The 17,496-nt window shown below is 48.3% G+C and carries 15 protein-coding genes; 8 read left to right on the forward strand and 7 right to left on the reverse strand.

The window, feature by feature from the left end; translation table 11 throughout:
• Positions 1-11 precede the first annotated feature (11 nt).
• From H6F72_RS01125 to H6F72_RS01135, 3 genes are all read right to left on the reverse strand, one after another.
• Entirely contained in the window at positions 12-443 is a 432-nt protein-coding gene (locus H6F72_RS01125; RefSeq protein ID WP_190431194.1) for an acyl carrier protein, read from the reverse strand.
• The gene (locus H6F72_RS01130; RefSeq protein ID WP_190431195.1) at positions 412-2,220 is read right to left on the reverse strand and encodes an acyl-CoA dehydrogenase family protein; all 1,809 of its coding nucleotides are present in this window, start codon (positions 2,218-2,220) and stop codon (positions 412-414) included. Before H6F72_RS01130 ends, H6F72_RS01125 begins: the two co-directional genes overlap by 32 nt.
• A gap of 61 nt (positions 2,221-2,281) precedes the next feature.
• Complete coding sequence (locus tag H6F72_RS01135; RefSeq protein WP_190431196.1) at positions 2,282-4,114, reverse strand: fatty acyl-AMP ligase; 1,833 nt, start codon at positions 4,112-4,114, stop codon at positions 2,282-2,284.
• Between the two features lie 987 nt (positions 4,115-5,101).
• Between H6F72_RS01135 and H6F72_RS01140 the strand changes: the two genes are divergently transcribed.
• The 4 genes from H6F72_RS01140 to H6F72_RS01155 all read left to right on the forward strand — a co-directional run bounded on the left by H6F72_RS01140 (position 5,102) and on the right by H6F72_RS01155 (position 11,712).
• Entirely contained in the window at positions 5,102-6,712 is a 1,611-nt protein-coding gene (locus tag H6F72_RS01140; RefSeq protein WP_190431197.1) for a dolichol-phosphate mannosyltransferase, read from the forward strand.
• 25 nt (positions 6,713-6,737) lie between these two features.
• Positions 6,738-8,504 (forward strand): glycosyltransferase family 39 protein, encoded by a 1,767-nt coding sequence (locus H6F72_RS01145; protein WP_190431198.1) that lies wholly within the window; start codon positions 6,738-6,740, stop codon positions 8,502-8,504.
• A gap of 10 nt (positions 8,505-8,514) precedes the next feature.
• Positions 8,515-9,741 carry a glycosyltransferase gene (locus H6F72_RS01150; protein ID WP_190431199.1) on the forward strand — a complete coding sequence of 409 codons (1,227 nt, stop codon included), beginning with the start codon at positions 8,515-8,517 and terminating at the stop codon, positions 9,739-9,741.
• A gap of 186 nt (positions 9,742-9,927) precedes the next feature.
• On the forward strand, positions 9,928-11,712 hold the full coding sequence (locus H6F72_RS01155; protein ID WP_190431200.1) for a glycosyltransferase: 1,785 nt from the start codon (positions 9,928-9,930) through the stop codon (positions 11,710-11,712).
• A 10-nt stretch (positions 11,713-11,722) separates the two neighbouring features.
• Here the strand turns inward: H6F72_RS01155 and H6F72_RS01160 are convergent, their stop codons facing one another.
• Positions 11,723-12,334 (reverse strand): adenylate/guanylate cyclase domain-containing protein, encoded by a 612-nt coding sequence (locus tag H6F72_RS01160; RefSeq protein WP_190431201.1) that lies wholly within the window; start codon positions 12,332-12,334, stop codon positions 11,723-11,725.
• Positions 12,335-12,388: 54 nt separating this feature from the next.
• Entirely contained in the window at positions 12,389-12,718 is a 330-nt protein-coding gene (trxA, locus tag H6F72_RS01165) for a thioredoxin (RefSeq protein ID WP_190431202.1), read from the reverse strand.
• A 215-nt stretch (positions 12,719-12,933) separates the two neighbouring features.
• On the opposite strand from trxA, the gene fabG reads away from it, so the two are divergent.
• Together fabG and H6F72_RS01175 are read left to right on the forward strand one after the other, a co-directional pair.
• Positions 12,934-13,704, forward strand: a complete 771-nt coding sequence (gene fabG / locus H6F72_RS01170) for a 3-oxoacyl-[acyl-carrier-protein] reductase (protein ID WP_190431203.1) — start codon at positions 12,934-12,936, stop codon at positions 13,702-13,704.
• Between the two features lie 249 nt (positions 13,705-13,953).
• Entirely contained in the window at positions 13,954-14,541 is a 588-nt protein-coding gene (locus tag H6F72_RS01175; RefSeq protein ID WP_190431204.1) for a rhomboid family intramembrane serine protease, read from the forward strand.
• A gap of 88 nt (positions 14,542-14,629) precedes the next feature.
• Here the strand turns inward: H6F72_RS01175 and H6F72_RS30025 are convergent, their stop codons facing one another.
• Positions 14,630-15,622, reverse strand: a complete 993-nt coding sequence (locus H6F72_RS30025; protein WP_242016723.1) for a YsnF/AvaK domain-containing protein — start codon at positions 15,620-15,622, stop codon at positions 14,630-14,632.
• Between the two features lie 429 nt (positions 15,623-16,051).
• On the opposite strand from H6F72_RS30025, the gene H6F72_RS01185 reads away from it, so the two are divergent.
• Positions 16,052-16,375: a hypothetical protein gene (locus H6F72_RS01185; RefSeq protein ID WP_190431205.1), complete on the forward strand. Its 324-nt coding sequence runs from the start codon at positions 16,052-16,054 to the stop codon at positions 16,373-16,375.
• A 21-nt stretch (positions 16,376-16,396) separates the two neighbouring features.
• Positions 16,397-16,936, forward strand: a complete 540-nt coding sequence (locus H6F72_RS01190) for a GIY-YIG nuclease family protein (RefSeq protein WP_190431206.1) — start codon at positions 16,397-16,399, stop codon at positions 16,934-16,936.
• A 128-nt stretch (positions 16,937-17,064) separates the two neighbouring features.
• On the opposite strand, the gene rplL is transcribed toward H6F72_RS01190, so the two are convergent.
• Positions 17,065-17,454: a 50S ribosomal protein L7/L12 gene (gene rplL, locus H6F72_RS01195; RefSeq protein WP_190431207.1), complete on the reverse strand. Its 390-nt coding sequence runs from the start codon at positions 17,452-17,454 to the stop codon at positions 17,065-17,067.
• Positions 17,455-17,496: the final 42 nt, after the last annotated feature.

Below are 17,496 nucleotides of genomic sequence, written 5' to 3' on the forward strand. Positions count from 1 at the left end.
CGAGTTGTCAACTAGCTACCACTAATGCGGTTCCACAAGCCACCCCAACCAGAAGCTTTCTCTGCCTTCTCTGCGGGAGCATTGAGGGCTGGCTCAGCTTTAGCGCCGCTCAGTGCGGCAGCAATGTCAAACTCTTGCACTAAGAAGTTTGCGGCCTTCTCAACCGTGGGGTAATCCCACAAGAGAGTAGAAGGAAGTTCTAGCTCAAGCCAGTCTTCTAGCTCTCCTACCAGAGTTACTGCATCAATAGAGTCGAGACCATAACGAGTAAGCGGCTCTTGCACCTTAATGTTTTTGGGATCAAGAGATAGCTGCTTGGCCAATTGGCTGACTAGCCACTGTTGAATCGCTTCAGTTGGAGAAGTCTCGATCGCCTGACTGCTGCCTGAATCAATTGGGCTCAAAACTTCGCTAGGCTTGTAGCTGGAGTTCTGAAGTTGCATTGGTTTGATCCCCTTGTACTTTTGATGTTGCTAACTGAAAAGGAACAATAGAGAAGAGTTTGTCTTCTTGGTAGAGCCGTAATAGCTCCTGAGCGATCGCTTCGTCGTTAATCCGAGAAGCAAGACTGTGAGCAGGGCGGAACTTCAGCGCCAAGCGTCTGAGACAAAGCGCTAGCCATTCTCCCTGGGCAAAAAAGGCACCTAAATGGTGGCGGTTGTGGAGCCACATATGGATGCAAGCTGCGGCTGCATGTAAAGTGCAGTACTGCTTAGCCAGGTCAAATAACTCTGGCGATTGGTCGTGCCCAAATTCAAAGGTGGAATGTTCTAGGCTGTGATCGAGGGCATTGAGTTCTTCGAGCAGCAGATGGGTGAAGCTCACGATTTGCTCTAATACCGCTGGATTGAGATCAGGATCTGCTTCCAGGGTTTGCAGTTGCGCTAGTGTTAGCTCCAAGCCTTGCAAGACATCATCCGCGCCACGGCTGAATAGCTCCAATTTGCGACCGTCAAAGGTGGGGACTGACTGCTCTAAGGAGAAGCAATCGGCTAGGCGAGCTTGCAGCGCTTCTAAGTTTTTACCGCGTTGGCGCGATCGCTGTTTTGCCAATTGGCGTAATTGCAGCAGCAGGGCATGTAAGTTCACGACCGTACTGCCGTCAAAGACGCTAATGATGGCGTTGTCTCTCACCACTTTTTGGAAGATACCCCAATCATGGGCATCCCGCATGTAGTAGCGTGCCCCCAGCACCACCGAAACATCCGCTACCATGCTCTCTAGCTGCGTCGTGACAAAGTATTTCACGACTGCTGACCAAACGCTAAACTGCTCAGGCACCACATGGAACCCTCTAGCGGCACCGATAGTGGCGCAATCGCAGATCAAAATATCTAGAAAAGCATCCACCAGAGTTCGCCGAGGCTGCGGCATGTCAAAAACTGTTTTGCCATACAGCTGGCGGTTCAGAGCGAAGTTGAGTGTGGTTCTCAACGCAGTATCTGCGGCTCCTTGGGAGAAAGCGGCGCAGAGAGCCCGAGTCACCTGAAATCCTTTCAATGCCCACTCTAGGCCCGCTCCTTCGGCCCCGATGAGGCTGGATTCTGGGATAAAGCAGTCCTTGAAACCAATACCGCTCATGTCAGAACCACGAATGCCGTGGGTCAGGAGCTTGGGCAGGTTGTAGTAGGAGTTGGGATCGAGTTGTTTTTTCTCCACCATGAAGAGCGATAAGCTCCGGGCTCCCCCTGACTCATCGGTTTTAGCCAAGACAAAGGAGACACCAGAGATAGTCGCTCGGTTAATCGGCCACTTTTCTCCATTCAGGAGATAGCCGCCTGGAACCTTGGTGGCTTGCACATCACTCCCTACCAAGTCGCTGCCATGCGCTCGTTCTGAGTAAGCGAGGCACATCGCGCCATTGTGGTCTTTGATAAAGCTAGCTAACCGTTGCTTTTGTTCCTCAGTGCCTGCCATCCAAACCAGATAAGACCAGAACAAGGTAGTGAAGCTAATGGAGGTCGTGAGATCCCGTCGAGACATGACGCGAACGAACGCGACAAACTCCTCAAAAGAGGTGAACTCGCCGCTGCATTCGGTTGGGATGTAGTAATGATTGAGTTTCCAGTTGTAGAGCCAGTTGAGCAGAGCTTCAGGAAATTCTTCTTGCTCGTCTAGCGCTACAACCTGTTGAAAAGACATCACGCTATCTGGATTGCCAGGATCTCCGAGATCTCGTTCCAGGGCTTCCGCGACCCAGTATTGTTTGAGTGAATGCATGACATTCTCCTTGGAGCGATCGCAATGTGAGCAGAGGCTACAATAGAGCCGTAGCCAGGGTTTAGTGAGTGGTTTGAATGCGCTGAAGGAGAGAGTTGACATCTCCTTGCAAATGGCGGAAGTTAGACCGAATTTGGGGATTCTCGCTCCAGTCTGCTAAGACTTCTAGTTCTCCAGCCAAGAAGCTAGACCGACAAGCTTGGCGCTGAATCTTGCCACTGGAAGTTTTGAGGATATTGCCTGGTTTAACGAGGACAACCACATAAACTTGCAGCTCATGTTGCTCAGCGATCGCCTGTCGAATCTCACTGATCACCTCATCGACATCTAGGTTTTGAGCTTGCCGCTCGACTTCTTGCACCACCACGAGTCGTTCTTCTCCCTCAAGCTCGACAGAGAAGGCTGCACCATAGTCAGGGCGCAGAGCTGGGCTCACTTCCTGCACTGTCCACTCAATGTCTTGGGGATAGTGATTCGTGCCTCGGATGATGATCAGGTCTTTGATCCGACCTGTGATAAATAACTCCCCATCTTGCATGAACCCTAAGTCGCCGGTGCGGAGGAAGGGGCCTTCTCCAGTATCCTGCAAGTAAGCTTGGAAGGTCGTTTTGGTTTCTTCGGGACGTTGCCAGTAGCCTTGAGCGACACCGGGATCTGCTACCCAGATTTCGCCGACTTCGTCTGCTGCACAACGAGTTAGGGTTGGGGAGTTGGCGATCGCCACTTGAGTCTCACAGACTAAACGCCCACAACTGGCGATCGTCCGGACCCCTTCTGTTTGGGTCGGCGGTGCCAGCACGATGCGATTTTTCTCGATCGCGGCAGCCTCAACCGTACAGATGACAGGCGAAGTGCGGACGGGGCTGGTAGAGACAAGCAAAGTGGCTTCGGCTAGTCCGTAAGCGGGCGCAAACGCATGCCACTGAAAACCGCAAGGAGAAAATGTTTCATAAAAGCTTTCCATGACCCTCGGGTTAATCGGTTCGGCAGCGTTGCCTGCTCCTTGCCAACTGCTGAGGTCTAGCGTTTCTAGTTGAGCGGGAGTGACTCGCCGGACACATTGGTCGTAGGCAAAGTTGGGGCCTTGGCTATGGGTGGCTCTATAACGTGAGATAGCTTGCAACCATCGGACGGGCTGTTTAATAAAGGCAAACGGCGACATCACATAACAAGGCGTGCCGTTGTAGAGCGGCTGAGTTAACCCTTCCACCAAACCGTAATCATGGAAGTAAGGCATCCAAGTGACGGTCACACTCTCCGGGGTATATCCACAAGCTCTTTGCAGATATGCGGAGTGAAACATGAGATTCTTGTGGCTGATCATCACCCCTTTGGGTGTAGAAGTCGAGCCAGAAGTATATTGCAGATAAGCCAACGTGTTGCTGTTCACGTTGGGGTCTTGCCACTGCTCTGCTAAGGTGAGATCTACCTGCTCGGTGTCGATCCACCGCATACTTTGAAACTCAGGAAATTCCAATCCTGCATTGGCCAAGATATCGAAGATACGACTGGTGGTTAGCACCACCGAAGCTTGAGCATCTTTGACGATCGCTCGTAACCGAGGTAGCGTTCGCTTCAGACGACTGCCATCTGGAGGCGGTACCGGGATGGCAATTATGCCTGCGTAGAGACACCCACAAAAAGCTGCGATCACGTCTAAGCCTTGAGGATAGAGCAGTAAAGCTCGTTCTCCCTGAGCTTGGTGCTGTTGTAGTAATGCTCCGATCGCACGGGCTTGACGATCCAGTTCGGCATAGGTAAGGGTAGGTCCTGCCGTTTTGCCATCAACCAAAAATGTGTAAGCGTGGCCTTCGGGCTGCTGCTGCGATCGCCAACGCAATAACTCGATTAGTGTAGAAAACTCAACGATGGGTTGAGAAAGACATTGGGTCATCTCTAGACTCCGCAAGGATAGAAACCAACTCTAGGGAGTTCCTCGGTTACGCTCTGGCCAAAGTTGGAATTTTAAGCTTTTTATTATGTGAATTTACTTAAGCCTTACAGTGAACAAGACCTAAGTTGCTTCTCTAAGTAGATACTGAACTTACGTGCAGATACTGGCATACCAAAACTAGCGATCGCCAGTCTTTTAGATTAGATTTATCAAAAAAAAATTTTTTCATACTCCTAAAGAGTGAGATATTGCCTCAGTGAGTCCCCCAAAATGCTGGTTTTGGGGCAATCTGAGTTCAACTAGAAATCAAATTTTGCTTGAAAGAAATATAAAGTTTCTGTATAGTTACCGATTTTGTGGTCGGAAGTACAGTTAACTCTGCTAAATACATGCTCAGAGTAGATAACGAATCCTCGGTAATTACGTAAACATTTCTTAATCAAACAGTGCCGATCGCCTGAGATGGGTATCTTCTCAGCCTGGCGATCGCCCACTTGAGCCTAGAATTGCTTAGGAAAAGGCCTACTCTAGCTAGTAATACGGCTTTTAGTAGCTAATCAGCTCACCTGGCTGGGGCTAAATCTCTATTTAATTTTCAAGTTGCAGTAAAAGTACTTAGATTTTTGGCTGAACCATGAAGCCTGTCTGAAGCGCGCCTTTCCGGCTGTTGTCACTACAACAAAATTGCACTTCCAGCCAGCAATTAAACAAGTACTTAGCACAGCAACCGTAAATTCACTAGGTTCTCTATCCATCGATAAAGAGCAAGGAAAGAGATGTTGAGCAGCAAAGCAGCCTAAGTGATTCCAGTCCTGCCTTTCCGGTCAAGGTGCAGTTTTAACGAACCTCAAGCTTGCTAACTGAGATTAGCTATGTCTACCAGCGATAGATACCCCAGTGTGATCAGCTCTATTTCGCAAAACATGAGTTTTCTGATTTACCAGCAAACCGAACCCTAACGCTAAGGCCCCCTTAGGTAAGGCAACCATGAAAATCCTGCGCTTTAATCTCCCACTCACCATCATTTTTATCGGTATTTTATTTTCTTTATGCCTGCAAGCTCTGGTACCCAACGATGTCTTTTACAGCGGGGATGGTGGACTCAAAGCTTTATTGGCACAGCAGTTTAGCGCTGGAAAGCTCCACTTTGATCTCCGCTTACCAGCAAATAATTGGATACAGAACCTTTGGGATGGTGGACTGTATCCTTTTCGGCCTCCTTTTGTCTACAACGTAGAAAGCCGTTACTTTATTACATTTCCTTTCACATTTCCTCTGATTACTGCGCCTTTTCACGCTTTGTTTGGGTTTAGAGGTCTTTACGTCATTCCTCTGCTGGCCACCTGGGCTTTATGGTTGAGCTTTTATTCAGCTTGTCGGCGACTGAAACTGGGTAGAACAATTACGGCGATCGCTCTAGTGCTTCTGATTTTTGCTGCACCACTTTCTTTATATAGCGGCATGTACTGGGAACATACTTTAGCAGTTGCCTTAGCCTTTCAGGGTTTGGCTATAGCATTAGTTCCACCTGCTCAAGGTCTCTCTACTAGAGATGCAATTGTTAGCGGTAGTCTAATTGGTTTATCTGTATGGTTTCGGCCTGAATTTTTGTGTTTGGTTGGCATCATATTTTTTTGGTTATGTGCAACTCAGATCAAAGCGCTACAAGATCTTAAAATCATCTCAGACAAAGCTGCTGCTTTTGCCGTAAGCATGCTTTTAATGACGGCATTGTTTTTCAGCCTTAACTTGCTTATCTACCAACATCCCTTAGGAATCCATTCGGTTCAAATTGTCGAAGAGTTCTCGCTAAAAGAACGGCTAGTAGAGGCATTCAGTAATTTCAAACAACTACTATTTAGCCTGTCCTATTACTTCCCAATTGTTTTCTTTTCATTAATCTACGTCTGCTTAGCCTTAGTCAGCGGTAAATTAAAACTGACTGGCAAAATGCAGGTAATTTTGATAGTTAGTACTTTGTTTGTCTTGGCAGTGCCTCTGATCGTGCCCGCAGGCGCAGGTGGCAAACAATGGGGGCCGCGTTTTTTATTAATCACGGTGCCACTCGTTTCTTTACTAGCAGCAATGCAGCTCAAGCTACTTTTACAAACTTATCAACGCAACCTACAGTTGGCATTATTAGGATTATTTGCTGTATTTTTGACCACTGGTCTGTATATCAACAGTTATTTGGGAGCCGTTGATTTAGCTCGTAATTACCAAGTAATTTTGCCCGCGGTTAAGGGGTTGCGATCGCAACCTGATCCAATAATTGCTATGTCTCATGAGTATGTCGCTCAAGCCCTAGCTCCATCTTTACCCGATAAAACATTTTTCTTGACTGAAGATAGCCAAGCAGTGAAGCATCTGGGTGGAACGCTATTAACTCAGGGATATAAAAAGTTTTTGTATGTTTGCTACCCCCATCGCGACTGCAATACTCCTCAAACTAGCCCAGATAATTTAAAGTTTTCGCAAGCAAATCAGCGATTTACGCTACAGTTCTCGGATTTGGGTAAGTTGGGTAAGTATCCCATCTATGAAGTGTCGATCATGCAGAGTTCTAGCGACGCAGACGCTCCATCTAACCAAGTTTGAAATGAGGCATAGATAGCCCAAGCTTATGTATAAGCACTTTAAAGTTCTTGGATTTAAGTTTGTTGTTTCCCTAGAAACTCTGCTGATCCTGGCGATCGCGATTGGTGTTTTGCTCCGCTTGATTAACTTAGATAACCGCGAGTTTTGGTACGACGAAGTCTTGTCACTGCTTTTGTCAACCGGGCAAAAAACTGCTTATCGTGGGCCCAAGGATTTACCTGTTGTCTTAGCCCAATACACTCCTTTACTGGACTTACCACCAGAAGCTACAGTCAAGGATGTTGTGAAAACAGTGGTCAACCTCCTGAAAGGTCTTGCAGGCGGAGAGCCCCATCCCCCCCTCTTTTTCCTGGCGCAACATCTGTGGCTACGTTTGTTTGGTAATGGAGTGGCAGCAGTGCGAAGCTTGGGGGCCTTACTCAGCGTGGGAGCGATCGCCAGTTCCTATGGTTTAGGACGAGTGCTGTTAGGCCATCGTGGTGGCTTGCTCCTGGCGGCACTCCTAGCGACTAATCCTTTTTATCTCTTCCACTCCCTTAACGTGCGGATGTATGGTCCGCTAGTGCTTTGGGCCGTGCTAAGTGCCTGGGCTCTGCTAGAAATCATTGGTTTCAAGCAGCAGAAAGCCAACGATGTTCAACAAAAAGGCCAAAAGACCCAAGAAATTCTTTGGAGCCTCATCTTCATTGGTTCTGTAACGGCTGGACTGATGACGTTTTACCTTTTTGCCTACTGGGTAGTAGCTCTGGCGGTCGTGGTGCTCTATTTAGACTGGCGGCGATGGTGGCATCATGGGCTGCGCTTTGGAGCAAGTGTGTTGTTGACTGTTCCTTGGGTGCTGTGGGGGACTAAACAACAACTCCGGAATGCAGACTTAGGGCGCTTTGATGCTCCAGCGGGCTTTTTAGGAGCTACGATCGCCCATTTAGGAGATGTTGTTAATACCCTAGGCACGCATCTGCTCTTGGGAGACTGGGTGACTAGCCTGCCACAAACCATCATCACAACTGCGGGTGTAGCCGTGATCGGGCTACTGTTGGTCGCAGTGCCCAGGCTCTGGAAGCAGAGTGAACGGCGAACCTTGGGAGTCGCTTTGATTTTAGGAATTTTCCCCTTACTGCTAGCCCTGGGTTTGGACGTTGTCACAGGTAAGTTTACTTTGGGGTTTGGTTGGGGAAGGAGTATGATTGTCATCCTGCCCGGATGTTTACTGTTGCTCGCAGTGGGCTTGGAACAGGCATTTGTGAGCTGGCGTCAATCGGTAGCTGCGGCTGTTTTGCTGTTGTATATCGGCATTAATGTTGGCGACTTTACCCTCAGACCGCGCTCGATGTTTCATGAGTTATCAGAGATCATCACCACTACATCCCAGGCAGGGGCTAGCAATCCGACATCTACTTTAATTGTGATGAACTCTCAAGCCTGGGGGCATGTGATGCGTTTGGCATACTACATTCCTCCTGAAGCACCTGTGACGCTATTAGCGAGAGAGAGCGGTGATTTAGCACCATCCCTAGAAAAGGTTCTGGAGGGACAAAGTGTTTCTGAAAAAAGCTGTAAGGAATTCTCAGCATCTAACTGTTTGGCTTCAACTCCAACTGCATACGATCGCGTGCTCTGGTTAGAGAGTGCGAAACCCGTGTGGTCTCCTAGCACCACCGAAGCTGAAAAACAGCAAGTGCAACAGGTGCTGGATCAGCACTACAACCCAGTCCAAACTCAGCGTTTAACTGGCACGATGCTTTTGGATGATTTGACCGTCCGTCTTTATACCCGTTCTCCTGCAACCTGAGGCTTCTTAGATGAGTACTGATCCATCCCGTCCCCTTTTAGCTCCACCTTCTGGCTCCTTAACAATTAGTGAACCCAAGGTTGATCCTGCCCTCCAACTGGATGCTCCTGAAGCATCTCCTTCTTCTAGCGTTTATTTATCCCTGGTGATTCCCACTTTCAATGAGAGTGAGAACATTGAAGCCATGATTGAGCTGCTGAGCAAGCTGCTGGATCAGGCGCTTCCAGGTAACTATGAATTGATTGTGGTGGATGACGATAGCCCAGACTATACCTGGAAAATTGCGCAGGAGATGGTGAGTCAATATCCGCAACTCCGAGTCATGCGACGGCAGCAGGAACGGGGACTCTCCACTGCTGTGATTCGGGGCTGGCAAGTGGCTAGAGGAGAAGTGCTTGGGGTCATCGATGGCGATCTCCAGCATCCCCCAGAAGTTTTGTTGCAGTTGGTCGCCGAGACGCAGCAGGGGGCAGATTTGGCCACAGCAAGCCGCCATGTCGAAGGAGGTGGCGTGAGTAGCTGGAGTGTGGTGCGGCGGTTTCTATCGCGTGGCGCTCAATTAATTGGATTGATCATTTTACCGGGGGTGATTGGTCGAGTTTCAGACCCGATGAGCGGCTACTTCTTGGTGCGACGGAGCGCGATCGCCGGAAAAACGCTGAGTCCTGTAGGCTACAAAATTTTGATTGAAGTGTTGGGCCGAGGCAACATTGGCCGAGTTGCCGAAGTCGGTTATGTGTTTCAGGAACGCCAAAGCGGCGAGAGCAAGGTGACTTGGAAGCAGTATGTCGAATATCTCCGTCATCTAGTTCGTTTACGTTTAGCCTTGTCTCCCTTTGGTCGCTTTATCCGCTTTGGCTTTGTGGGGCTAACAGGCTTGTTTGTGGATATGTCGGTGTTCTATTTGCTGCGGGAAGGTTTACAACTAGGACTAACCAGAAGCAACATCATTTCCGTGGAGTTGGCAATTCTTAATAACTTTCTCTGGAATGATGCCTGGACCTTTAGCGATATTTCTAGTCGGCAACAAGGATGGCGGCAACGTGCCAAGCGCTTGCTGAAGTTTAATGTGATTTGCTTGATGGGTTTGATCCTCAATACTCTTATTGTCAACTTTTTGTTCAATGCCTTGGGCATGAACCAGTACGTTGCCAAACTGATCGCGATCGCAGTAGTGCTGTTCTGGAACTTCTGGATTAACCTGAAATTGAGCTGGCGGGTCACCGAAGTTAAATAGAAGTTAAATAAGAGATAGGCAGCGGCAGCAAAAGCGTCTTGCAAACAGGCGCTCAACCTAAATTTGTGAGAGACTGATCGACTTGAAGGAGAGCACGCAGACGAGTTGCTGAAATTGGGTGTGGCAATTCATAATCTGGGTGACTGACCTTTGATTCTGGAAAGCGCTTGCTTTGGGTGCTAGCACTTGAAAACTTTGCTTCACAGCCGCTGGCTGCATCTCCTACTGCTGTTGTTTTGGCTAGTGATTGGTCTAGGGCTGCGTTTCCTCTGCCTTGACTTGAAATCAGTTTGGACTGATGAATTTGCCACTTTGGTCTTTAGCTTAGGGCACAGTTTCAGGACAGTTCCTCTGAATCAAGCGATCGCCCTAGACACGCTCCTGCAACCTCTACAGCTAGAACCACAAACAGGAGTCGCTGCGGTACTGGAGCATTTGATGCAGGAGAGTACCCATCCTCCGCTCTATTTTGTGCTGGCTCATTGGTGGCTGCAATGGTTTCCGTCCCAGGAAGGTTTGGTGTCTATTTGGGCGGCGCGATCGCTACCTGCTATCTTGGGAGCGCTCTCGATCCCCGCGATGTTCGGCTTAGGCTGGCTCGCTTTTGGGTCTCGCTTAGTTGGGCATCTAGCAGCCGCTGTTATGGCTGTTTCTCCTTATGGCATCTACCTGGCTCAAGAAGCGCGTCACTATACCTTAGCTGTGTTGTGGGTGATCGCTTCACTCAGTTGCTTGGTTGCCGCTGTGCGATCGCTACGGGCGCATAAACCTTTACCCGTCCCAAGTGGGCTGGGTTGGGTTGCAGTCAATGCCCTAGGGATGGCCACCCATCACTTCTTTGTTCTAACTTTATTAGCCGAGGCTCTGATATTACTAGGGTTTTGGCTTTTGGCTGCTTGGGCAAGCCTCTTCAAAAAGCATGAGCAGACGTTTCAGTGGCCAACGCTCAAGCTTTGGGGACGAATTTATACGGTGGCCGCTGGCACCATAGCTGGCATCGTAGTTTGGCTGCCCACTTGGCAAGCTGTTTATGGCAACCAGCTGACTGATTGGATCTATAGCGGTAGTCGGGCTGGACTCGGTTGGTTCGATCCACTGCTACAGGCTTTGGTGGGATGGATCACCATGTTGGTCTTTTTACCCATTCAAGCACCGAATCCCGTGGCGGTGATTGTTTCTGGCCTGGGTATGCTGCTCTTTTTGGTCTGGTCAGTGCCCTTAATTTATCGAGGATTAAGGCAGCAGTGGCAGCACTTCCAGAGTCGCTTAGCGCTGCAAGTATTGGGTGGCTTTGTTCTGAGTGCGATTGCCCTCTTTTTTGCGATCGCTTACGGGTTAGAAACCGAGATTAACAGCGCCTTTCGTTTCAACTTTGTTTATTTTCCCGCTGTCATTGCCTTGTTGGGAGCCAGCCTCGCCGCTTTTTGGTCTGGGTCTGTCGGGTCTCAACCGAGGGCATCTACAGCAAGAATAGTGGGTGGTTTCTGGAAATGGTGGCAACCCAACGGTAAAACGGTGGTGCTCGTTATTTGGCTGGTTGGTCTGCTGAGTGGCCTAACCGTTGCGACAGGATGGGGTTATCAGAAAACGCATCGGCCTGATGTAGTGGTGCAGCATCTCCAGCAGGCAGCTCAATCTCCTACCTTGATTGCGATCGCCCATGCGACTCACGGACAAACAGGCAGGCTGATGGGTCTGGCTTGGGAACTAAAACACCAGCAGACCGCAGGGGCATTAGCCAATCCGCTCTTTTTGCTGGCCCACCAAGATCAAAATCCGTTATCTAGTGCGATCGCACTTCAGCAAGCTTTAAGCCAATTGCCTCGACCGCTGGATCTATGGTTGCTGAACTTCCCTAATCCAGACGAGACACAGAGTTTAGCTTCCCTACTGGCGGCAGAGCGCTGTGTGGACGATCCGCAGCACAAACATCGCACTGATGGCTACCGATATCGTTTGTACCGTTGTTAAACAATTGGGATCACTTGGTAAACTGCACCTGATAGGCCATTAGCTCTAACCCAGACACAGAAAGGTTGATCGCTTCACAAGCCCAAGTGCTGGCTTGCAACTGCTGAAACGCCGACTCCGTAAGTAAAATCTCATTAGTTCGGGCCAGGTCTTCCCCTAGCTTGGAAGCTAAGTTCATCTCGTTGCCGTACAGATCTGCTCCTGCTACCAGCAACACTTCCCCGTAGCCAATGCCAATGCTAGCGTACAAATCCATTGCATCTGGTAGGCCAGAATTGACAGCCGCTAGGCTTTTTAGGATATCCACCGCAGCGCTCACCGCAGCATCAACAGTCGGAAAAATCGCAAATAAGTTATCAGCTTCTTGTTTGATTACAGTTCCTCGGTCCTGTTCGACGAGAGGCGTTGCGATCGCACCCAAGCGATGGATCATGGCTAGGAAGTGCGTAATGCCATACCGAATTGTGAGTCGAGAAAAGCCCGACATATCCAGCACCAAAATTGCGTGAGTTTCGGCAAAAATGGTGTGAATTTGAGCGTCAATCTCAGCTGCCTTTTCGGGGTACTCGTTGCGAACTTGAAGTAGGCGGTGCAATTCAGCTTTGGTGTTTTGAGGGTGCATAGAGTCAGGAGAGATATAGCGATCGCGACTACTTTAGCAACCCTCGCATCCTGCCTAAGACTTTCCGGAAACTAATGGCTGTAAACGTTGCACAATCTGTGTCGCCTGCATCACACCTTCCATGCGATCGATCGGTTGCCCACCCTTAAATAAGACCAGTGTGGGCAGTGCATGAATTTGGTATTGCGAAGCTAATTCGGGGTAGGTTTCGGTGTTGATTTTTACGACGCGCAGTTGCTCCTTCATCTGAGCATTCACTTGCTCTAGAATCGGACCCATGACTTGGCAAGGACCACACCAAGGCGCATAGAAATCTACGAGTGTGGGTAACTCAGAACCAGATAACAATTCTTGAAAATTACTGAACTGTTTTTTGGTAGCCATAATACACAACCCAGTTGCTGATCATTGCTTTGATCCTAGTGCAAATCTTTTGTGGCTCATCTGTCCTCGGTTAAGGAGTATCTCAGCTAAGGGGCGGTACACAGGTAATGAATCATTACCAAATTTAGGACTACTCGTTAAGCAACGGAGTGGGGACGTAAATGGCCTAAGATGATTGAGCAATTGGCCACTGAGTTTGAAAAGAGGAATTAGGTATGGAGGCGTTGCAAGAGACTGCATCGAAACGATTGCCAGGACAAGTCGCGATCGTCACTGGAGCATCTAGAGGCATTGGTCGCTCTATTGCGTTGGCGCTTGCGGCTGAAGGAGCCAATGTTGTAGTCAACTACGCCAGTTCTAGTACTGCGGCAGACCAAGTTGTAGCTGATATTACTGCGATGGGCAGTAACGCGATTGCGCTACAAGCCGATGTCTCCAAAGCGGATCAGGTCGATGCCTTGTTCAGCGCTGTGATGGAAAAGTGGGGCCGCATTGATGTTCTGGTCAACAATGCTGGGATTACGCGCGATACCTTACTGTTGCGGATGAAGCCAGAGAACTGGCAATCTGTGATTGATCTCAACCTGACTGGTGTGTTTCTGTGCACCAGAGCGGCCAGCAAAATTATGCTGAAGCAACGCTCTGGCCGCATTGTCAATATCACGTCTGTGGCAGGACAAATGGGCAATCCAGGCCAAGCAAACTACAGTGCAGCTAAAGCTGGGGTGATTGGTTTTACCAAGACTGTCGCCAAGGAATTAGCGAGCCGGGGGGTAACAGTTAATGCTGTGGCTCCTGGTTTCATTGCCACCGATATGACCAGTGGCTTGAACAACACAGACGAAATTCTGAAGTTTATTCCCTTAGGCCGCTACGGACAGCCAGAAGAAGTCGCTGGCTTGGTGAAGTTTCTAGCCGCTGACCCCGCCGCCGCTTACATCACCGGACAAGTGATGAATGTCGATGGCGGCATGGTAATGGCTTAAGGGTCTCGGGAAGGAAATTATTGTAGGGGCAATCTCTTGTGGTTGCCCTCCACTATCGGCTATTGGCTCACTATTAGCTCAGAGCGACTTATCAACATCTGCACCTACATGAAGGCAATATCGCAGTTACTTGATAAATCCTGAAGCGGACTCTAGAAAAAATTAGTCTCAGCAAGCTAGAACTGTAGAACAAGACCATGATGGTTTAAGGCGCAAATTTCCTAATTGGGACACTGCTGAGGCAAAGCAATGAGGAATGACGACAGAAAGGCGATCGCCCGTGAACTCAGAAACCATACTCTGATTCTGGGCGGCTTCATTATCTGTATTTGGTTGCTAGAAATTGTTGATTCGTTTGTTTTAGGCAATGCGCTTAACGTCTTTGGCATTCGCCCTCGAAGTATTAGTGGCCTGCGTGGCATCCTATTTGCGCCGTTTCTACATGGCGGCTTAGGACATTTAATGGCCAATACCATCCCTTTTCTAGTGTTGGGATGGTTCGTGATGCTCCGAGAAGTCAGCGACTTCTTCATCGTTAGTCTGATTACAATTCTGGCAAGTGGCTTAGGCGTGTGGTTGTTTGGCTCCCCTAACTCAATTCATATCGGTGCCAGCGGTTTAATTTTTGGCTACTTTGGCTTTTTATTATTACGGGGCTACTTTGAAAGAAGCGCGGTAGGGATCGCCTTTTCACTTCTAGTGGGCACTCTCTACGGCAGCTTGATCTGGGGAGTCCTGCCCGTGAGTAATGGCATTTCGTGGGAGGGCCATTTATTTGGTTTCCTCGGCGGAGTCTTAGCAGCTCGTCTTCTAGCGCGACGCAAAAAACCTATCTAATAAAAAGGGTGAGCCAGGTATTAGACTCACCCTTTTTACTATTAGCTAAACTGTCCTAGCTGCAATGCAGCCTTCACGAGGCGCTGAGTTAGATGCGAGGATTGGAGCGATCGATAATTCCACGACCTTGGTCGTCAATATCGAGTTCTTCGCGGCGAATTTGCTCTTCCGCCTGCACGGTATCGCGCTCTACTTCTTTGCGGATCTTGACTTCTTCCCGCAGCACTGCTTCCTTATGGATGTCAGCTTGCTCTTCGTAGATCTCGACTCGAGCCACTTCTCCTTCGCGGAAATCAGCTTCTCCAGCGGGAACAGCAGTTCCTGCATTTGTGGGAGTCGTGCGTTCTACAACGATCCGCTCTTTCTCAACTGGAACTTGAACTCGGGTAGTTTCGGTTTCTACACGCTTGCCAACATTAACTTCCCCAGTTTTGACGCGGGTCTTGTCAGCAATCAGTCTTTCTTCGTACAGATTCACTTGCTGAGTATTTTGGGCAGACAGATTCCGGTCAGTTAGATTGCTGCCAGAAATGTCGCGATCGCCACTGTCAGAGCCTTTCACTTTACTTTCAACTTTGTCCCACGCATCACGAGCAGCATGCTTGGCTTTATCCCAACCTAAGCCTGCATTACCCTGACGGGTTTCATAGTGGTTCCGTAAGTCTGGCTCAATCTCGTCAAACTTTCTCCCGGTGTTGGCATGCAGACCATATCCCTCATACCCAGTCTGGTAGGCTGGCTTATAATCGTCATACGTGTGGCCTGGTTCCACATAAGGCCGAGAGTTGTAATTATTGCGCCAGTAGTCGTCTTCTACAGTAGGGTCAACGGATTCAGCTGCACTCTTACCAACTAAACCCCCAGCGACTGCTCCAACTGCACTACCAATGACTGCACCTACTGGGCCGCCAATCACACCGCCCACAACTGCACCTACTGTCCCAATTCCAGCGGCACCAATGCCAGTGCCTACGGGGTGAGCACCAGGTTGACCAGAGAGCGGATCACGATTCGCATCGGGCTCATGGGTGTCGTTTTTTTGATTCAAATCATGGTTTTTATTTTTGTCTAAATCAGCCATATTTTTCCTCCTGTTTTCTTATGGTTGGCAAACAACAGACCTAAATTCTGTTTTACTGCCACCTTCCCAGCCTAGGCGGTGGTTTTGGCAGGGCTTTATACCTCAAGTAAGACTTAGGGGATTTTGATAAATTTTTATGGCTTAAGTCAGATCTAAATCCACTCGATGTAACCCGATCGAGCCAGAAAATCTCCAGCTATAGGTACTTTTCAGCAGAGTGATTTGAGAAGGGAATAGATAAAGAAACTTTACGATTTTTAATCTTGAGAGTTTGGATAGCTTTGACGACAGCAACATCAGAATTTCATAGCCTCAAGCAAATTTATAACTTAGGCTTTTTATCCCTGAAGTAGCCTCAATTCTGTAGAGTAATAAGAGGCGATCGCCAGCTTATTCTGTAGTTAAACGTTTATTAATTCTTTGTTAATCATGGGTCTAAAAGTTCTTGAACATTTTGATGGCAGCTTTGAGCTAGAGCCAGCTGCTCAAGAGAGTTTATTTAACCTATTGCAAAGTGAAGCTTTTTTGCAGCAAGTTTCGCAACAGTCGCAGTGCCAGCAAGTAGAATTTACGAAATTATTATTTCAACCTGTGCCTTATAGCACTTCAACTCCTAAAGGAATGCCCCACGAATTTGAAAAGTATCATGGGTCTAATAACTATGTGATTGTCAATGTGCCTCCTAATTTTATGTTTAACGCTAAAATTTTTCGGCCTAGCCGCTTATGTGCGGTTTATCACAAACTTGGATAAAACTATCTCCTTGAGCAGAGTATGACTTCCACAACTAATATCCCTGTTCTCGCTGACCTAGAATATATTGCTTACATCGATGATGCGGGTCAAGTGAATGACCAGTATCAAGGCAGAGTAGGCGTCTATGCCATTTTTGACCAAGCGAAAATCCTACAGTTTATTGGTTATTCTCGCGATATTTATCTCAGTCTTCAGCAACATTTAGTTCGTCGTTCGCAATCGTGTTACTGGTTCAAAGTTCAGACGAGCGATCGCCCTAATCGTACCGTTCTAGAAGCCATCCGAGATGCCTGGATTGCAGAAAATGGTACTACGCCTATTGGTAATGCTGAGGAGCAAAATCTTTGGAATCAGCCAATTGATGCCAAGCTAACTATGACCGAGGAAGAACAGACTGATTACCGTGAAGCTGATGAAATAACTCAAGTAAAGTTACTTAAGCGTGTAGCCAGACGCGTCGAAGAACAAGTCTTAGCAGAATTACAAACCAGAGGTGTGCAAATGCAGATCCGCTTTAACCCTAAATTAAAAGAGACAGGTTTGTTAGATCTCAAATAATTAGATCCGAATTTTCAAAAAAGCTAAAGGTGTAGCGATCGCCCCTCATCAGGAAAATCCCAAAAAAAGGAGCCTAGTTTATTTAGGCTCCTTTTTAATTGAGACAAATTAAATAGCAGTCATACTGCTTACTTGATGCTTGCCTTAGCACCTGCTTCTTCAAGTTGCTTCTTCACATCTTCAGCATCAGCCTTAGCCACGTTTTCTTTAACGGGCTTAGGTGCAGCTTCAACGAGGTCTTTCGCTTCTTTCAAGCCTAAGCCTGTCAGAGAGCGGACCACTTTCAGAACCGCAATCTTCTTGTCAGCAGGAACTTCTTCAAGACTGACAGTGAACTCGGTTTGCTCTTCTACTTCTTCCGCAGCAGCAGCGCCAGGGCCAGCCATCATCATCATGCCACCAGCGGGAGCAGCAGCGCTAACACCGAAAGCTTCCTCGATTTGCTTCACCAAGTCAGCTGCTTCTAACAAGGTCAGAGACTTTAGTTGTTCCAGAATTTGGTCAGTTGTAGCAGACATGAGTTAACTCCTAGAAATTTTTTGCGTAAACCGTTGGGCTAG

Source organism: Trichocoleus sp. FACHB-46 (assembly GCF_014695385.1).
Classification (GTDB): Bacteria; Cyanobacteriota; Cyanobacteriia; order FACHB-46; family FACHB-46; genus Trichocoleus.

What these genes read in the sequence shown, in the direction of transcription:
- H6F72_RS01130 (WP_190431195.1), bottom strand. Translation starts at nt 2,220, where the DNA reads ATGCATTCACTCAAACAATACTGGGTCGCGGAAGCCCTGGAACGAGAT.
- H6F72_RS01150 (WP_190431199.1), top strand. Translation starts at nt 8,515, where the DNA reads ATGAGTACTGATCCATCCCGTCCCCTTTTAGCTCCACCTTCTGGCTCC.
- H6F72_RS01125 (WP_190431194.1), bottom strand. Translation starts at nt 443, where the DNA reads ATGCAACTTCAGAACTCCAGCTACAAGCCTAGCGAAGTTTTGAGCCCA.
- H6F72_RS01185 (WP_190431205.1), top strand. Translation starts at nt 16,052, where the DNA reads ATGGGTCTAAAAGTTCTTGAACATTTTGATGGCAGCTTTGAGCTAGAG.
- fabG (WP_190431203.1), top strand. Translation starts at nt 12,934, where the DNA reads ATGGAGGCGTTGCAAGAGACTGCATCGAAACGATTGCCAGGACAAGTC.
- H6F72_RS30025 (WP_242016723.1), bottom strand. Translation starts at nt 15,622, where the DNA reads ATGGCTGATTTAGACAAAAATAAAAACCATGATTTGAATCAAAAAAAC.
- H6F72_RS01140 (WP_190431197.1), top strand. Translation starts at nt 5,102, where the DNA reads ATGAAAATCCTGCGCTTTAATCTCCCACTCACCATCATTTTTATCGGT.
- H6F72_RS01145 (WP_190431198.1), top strand. Translation starts at nt 6,738, where the DNA reads ATGTATAAGCACTTTAAAGTTCTTGGATTTAAGTTTGTTGTTTCCCTA.
- rplL (WP_190431207.1), bottom strand. Translation starts at nt 17,454, where the DNA reads ATGTCTGCTACAACTGACCAAATTCTGGAACAACTAAAGTCTCTGACC.
- trxA (WP_190431202.1), bottom strand. Translation starts at nt 12,718, where the DNA reads ATGGCTACCAAAAAACAGTTCAGTAATTTTCAAGAATTGTTATCTGGT.
- H6F72_RS01190 (WP_190431206.1), top strand. Translation starts at nt 16,397, where the DNA reads ATGACTTCCACAACTAATATCCCTGTTCTCGCTGACCTAGAATATATT.
- H6F72_RS01160 (WP_190431201.1), bottom strand. Translation starts at nt 12,334, where the DNA reads ATGCACCCTCAAAACACCAAAGCTGAATTGCACCGCCTACTTCAAGTT.
- H6F72_RS01175 (WP_190431204.1), top strand. Translation starts at nt 13,954, where the DNA reads ATGAGGAATGACGACAGAAAGGCGATCGCCCGTGAACTCAGAAACCAT.
- H6F72_RS01135 (WP_190431196.1), bottom strand. Translation starts at nt 4,114, where the DNA reads ATGACCCAATGTCTTTCTCAACCCATCGTTGAGTTTTCTACACTAATC.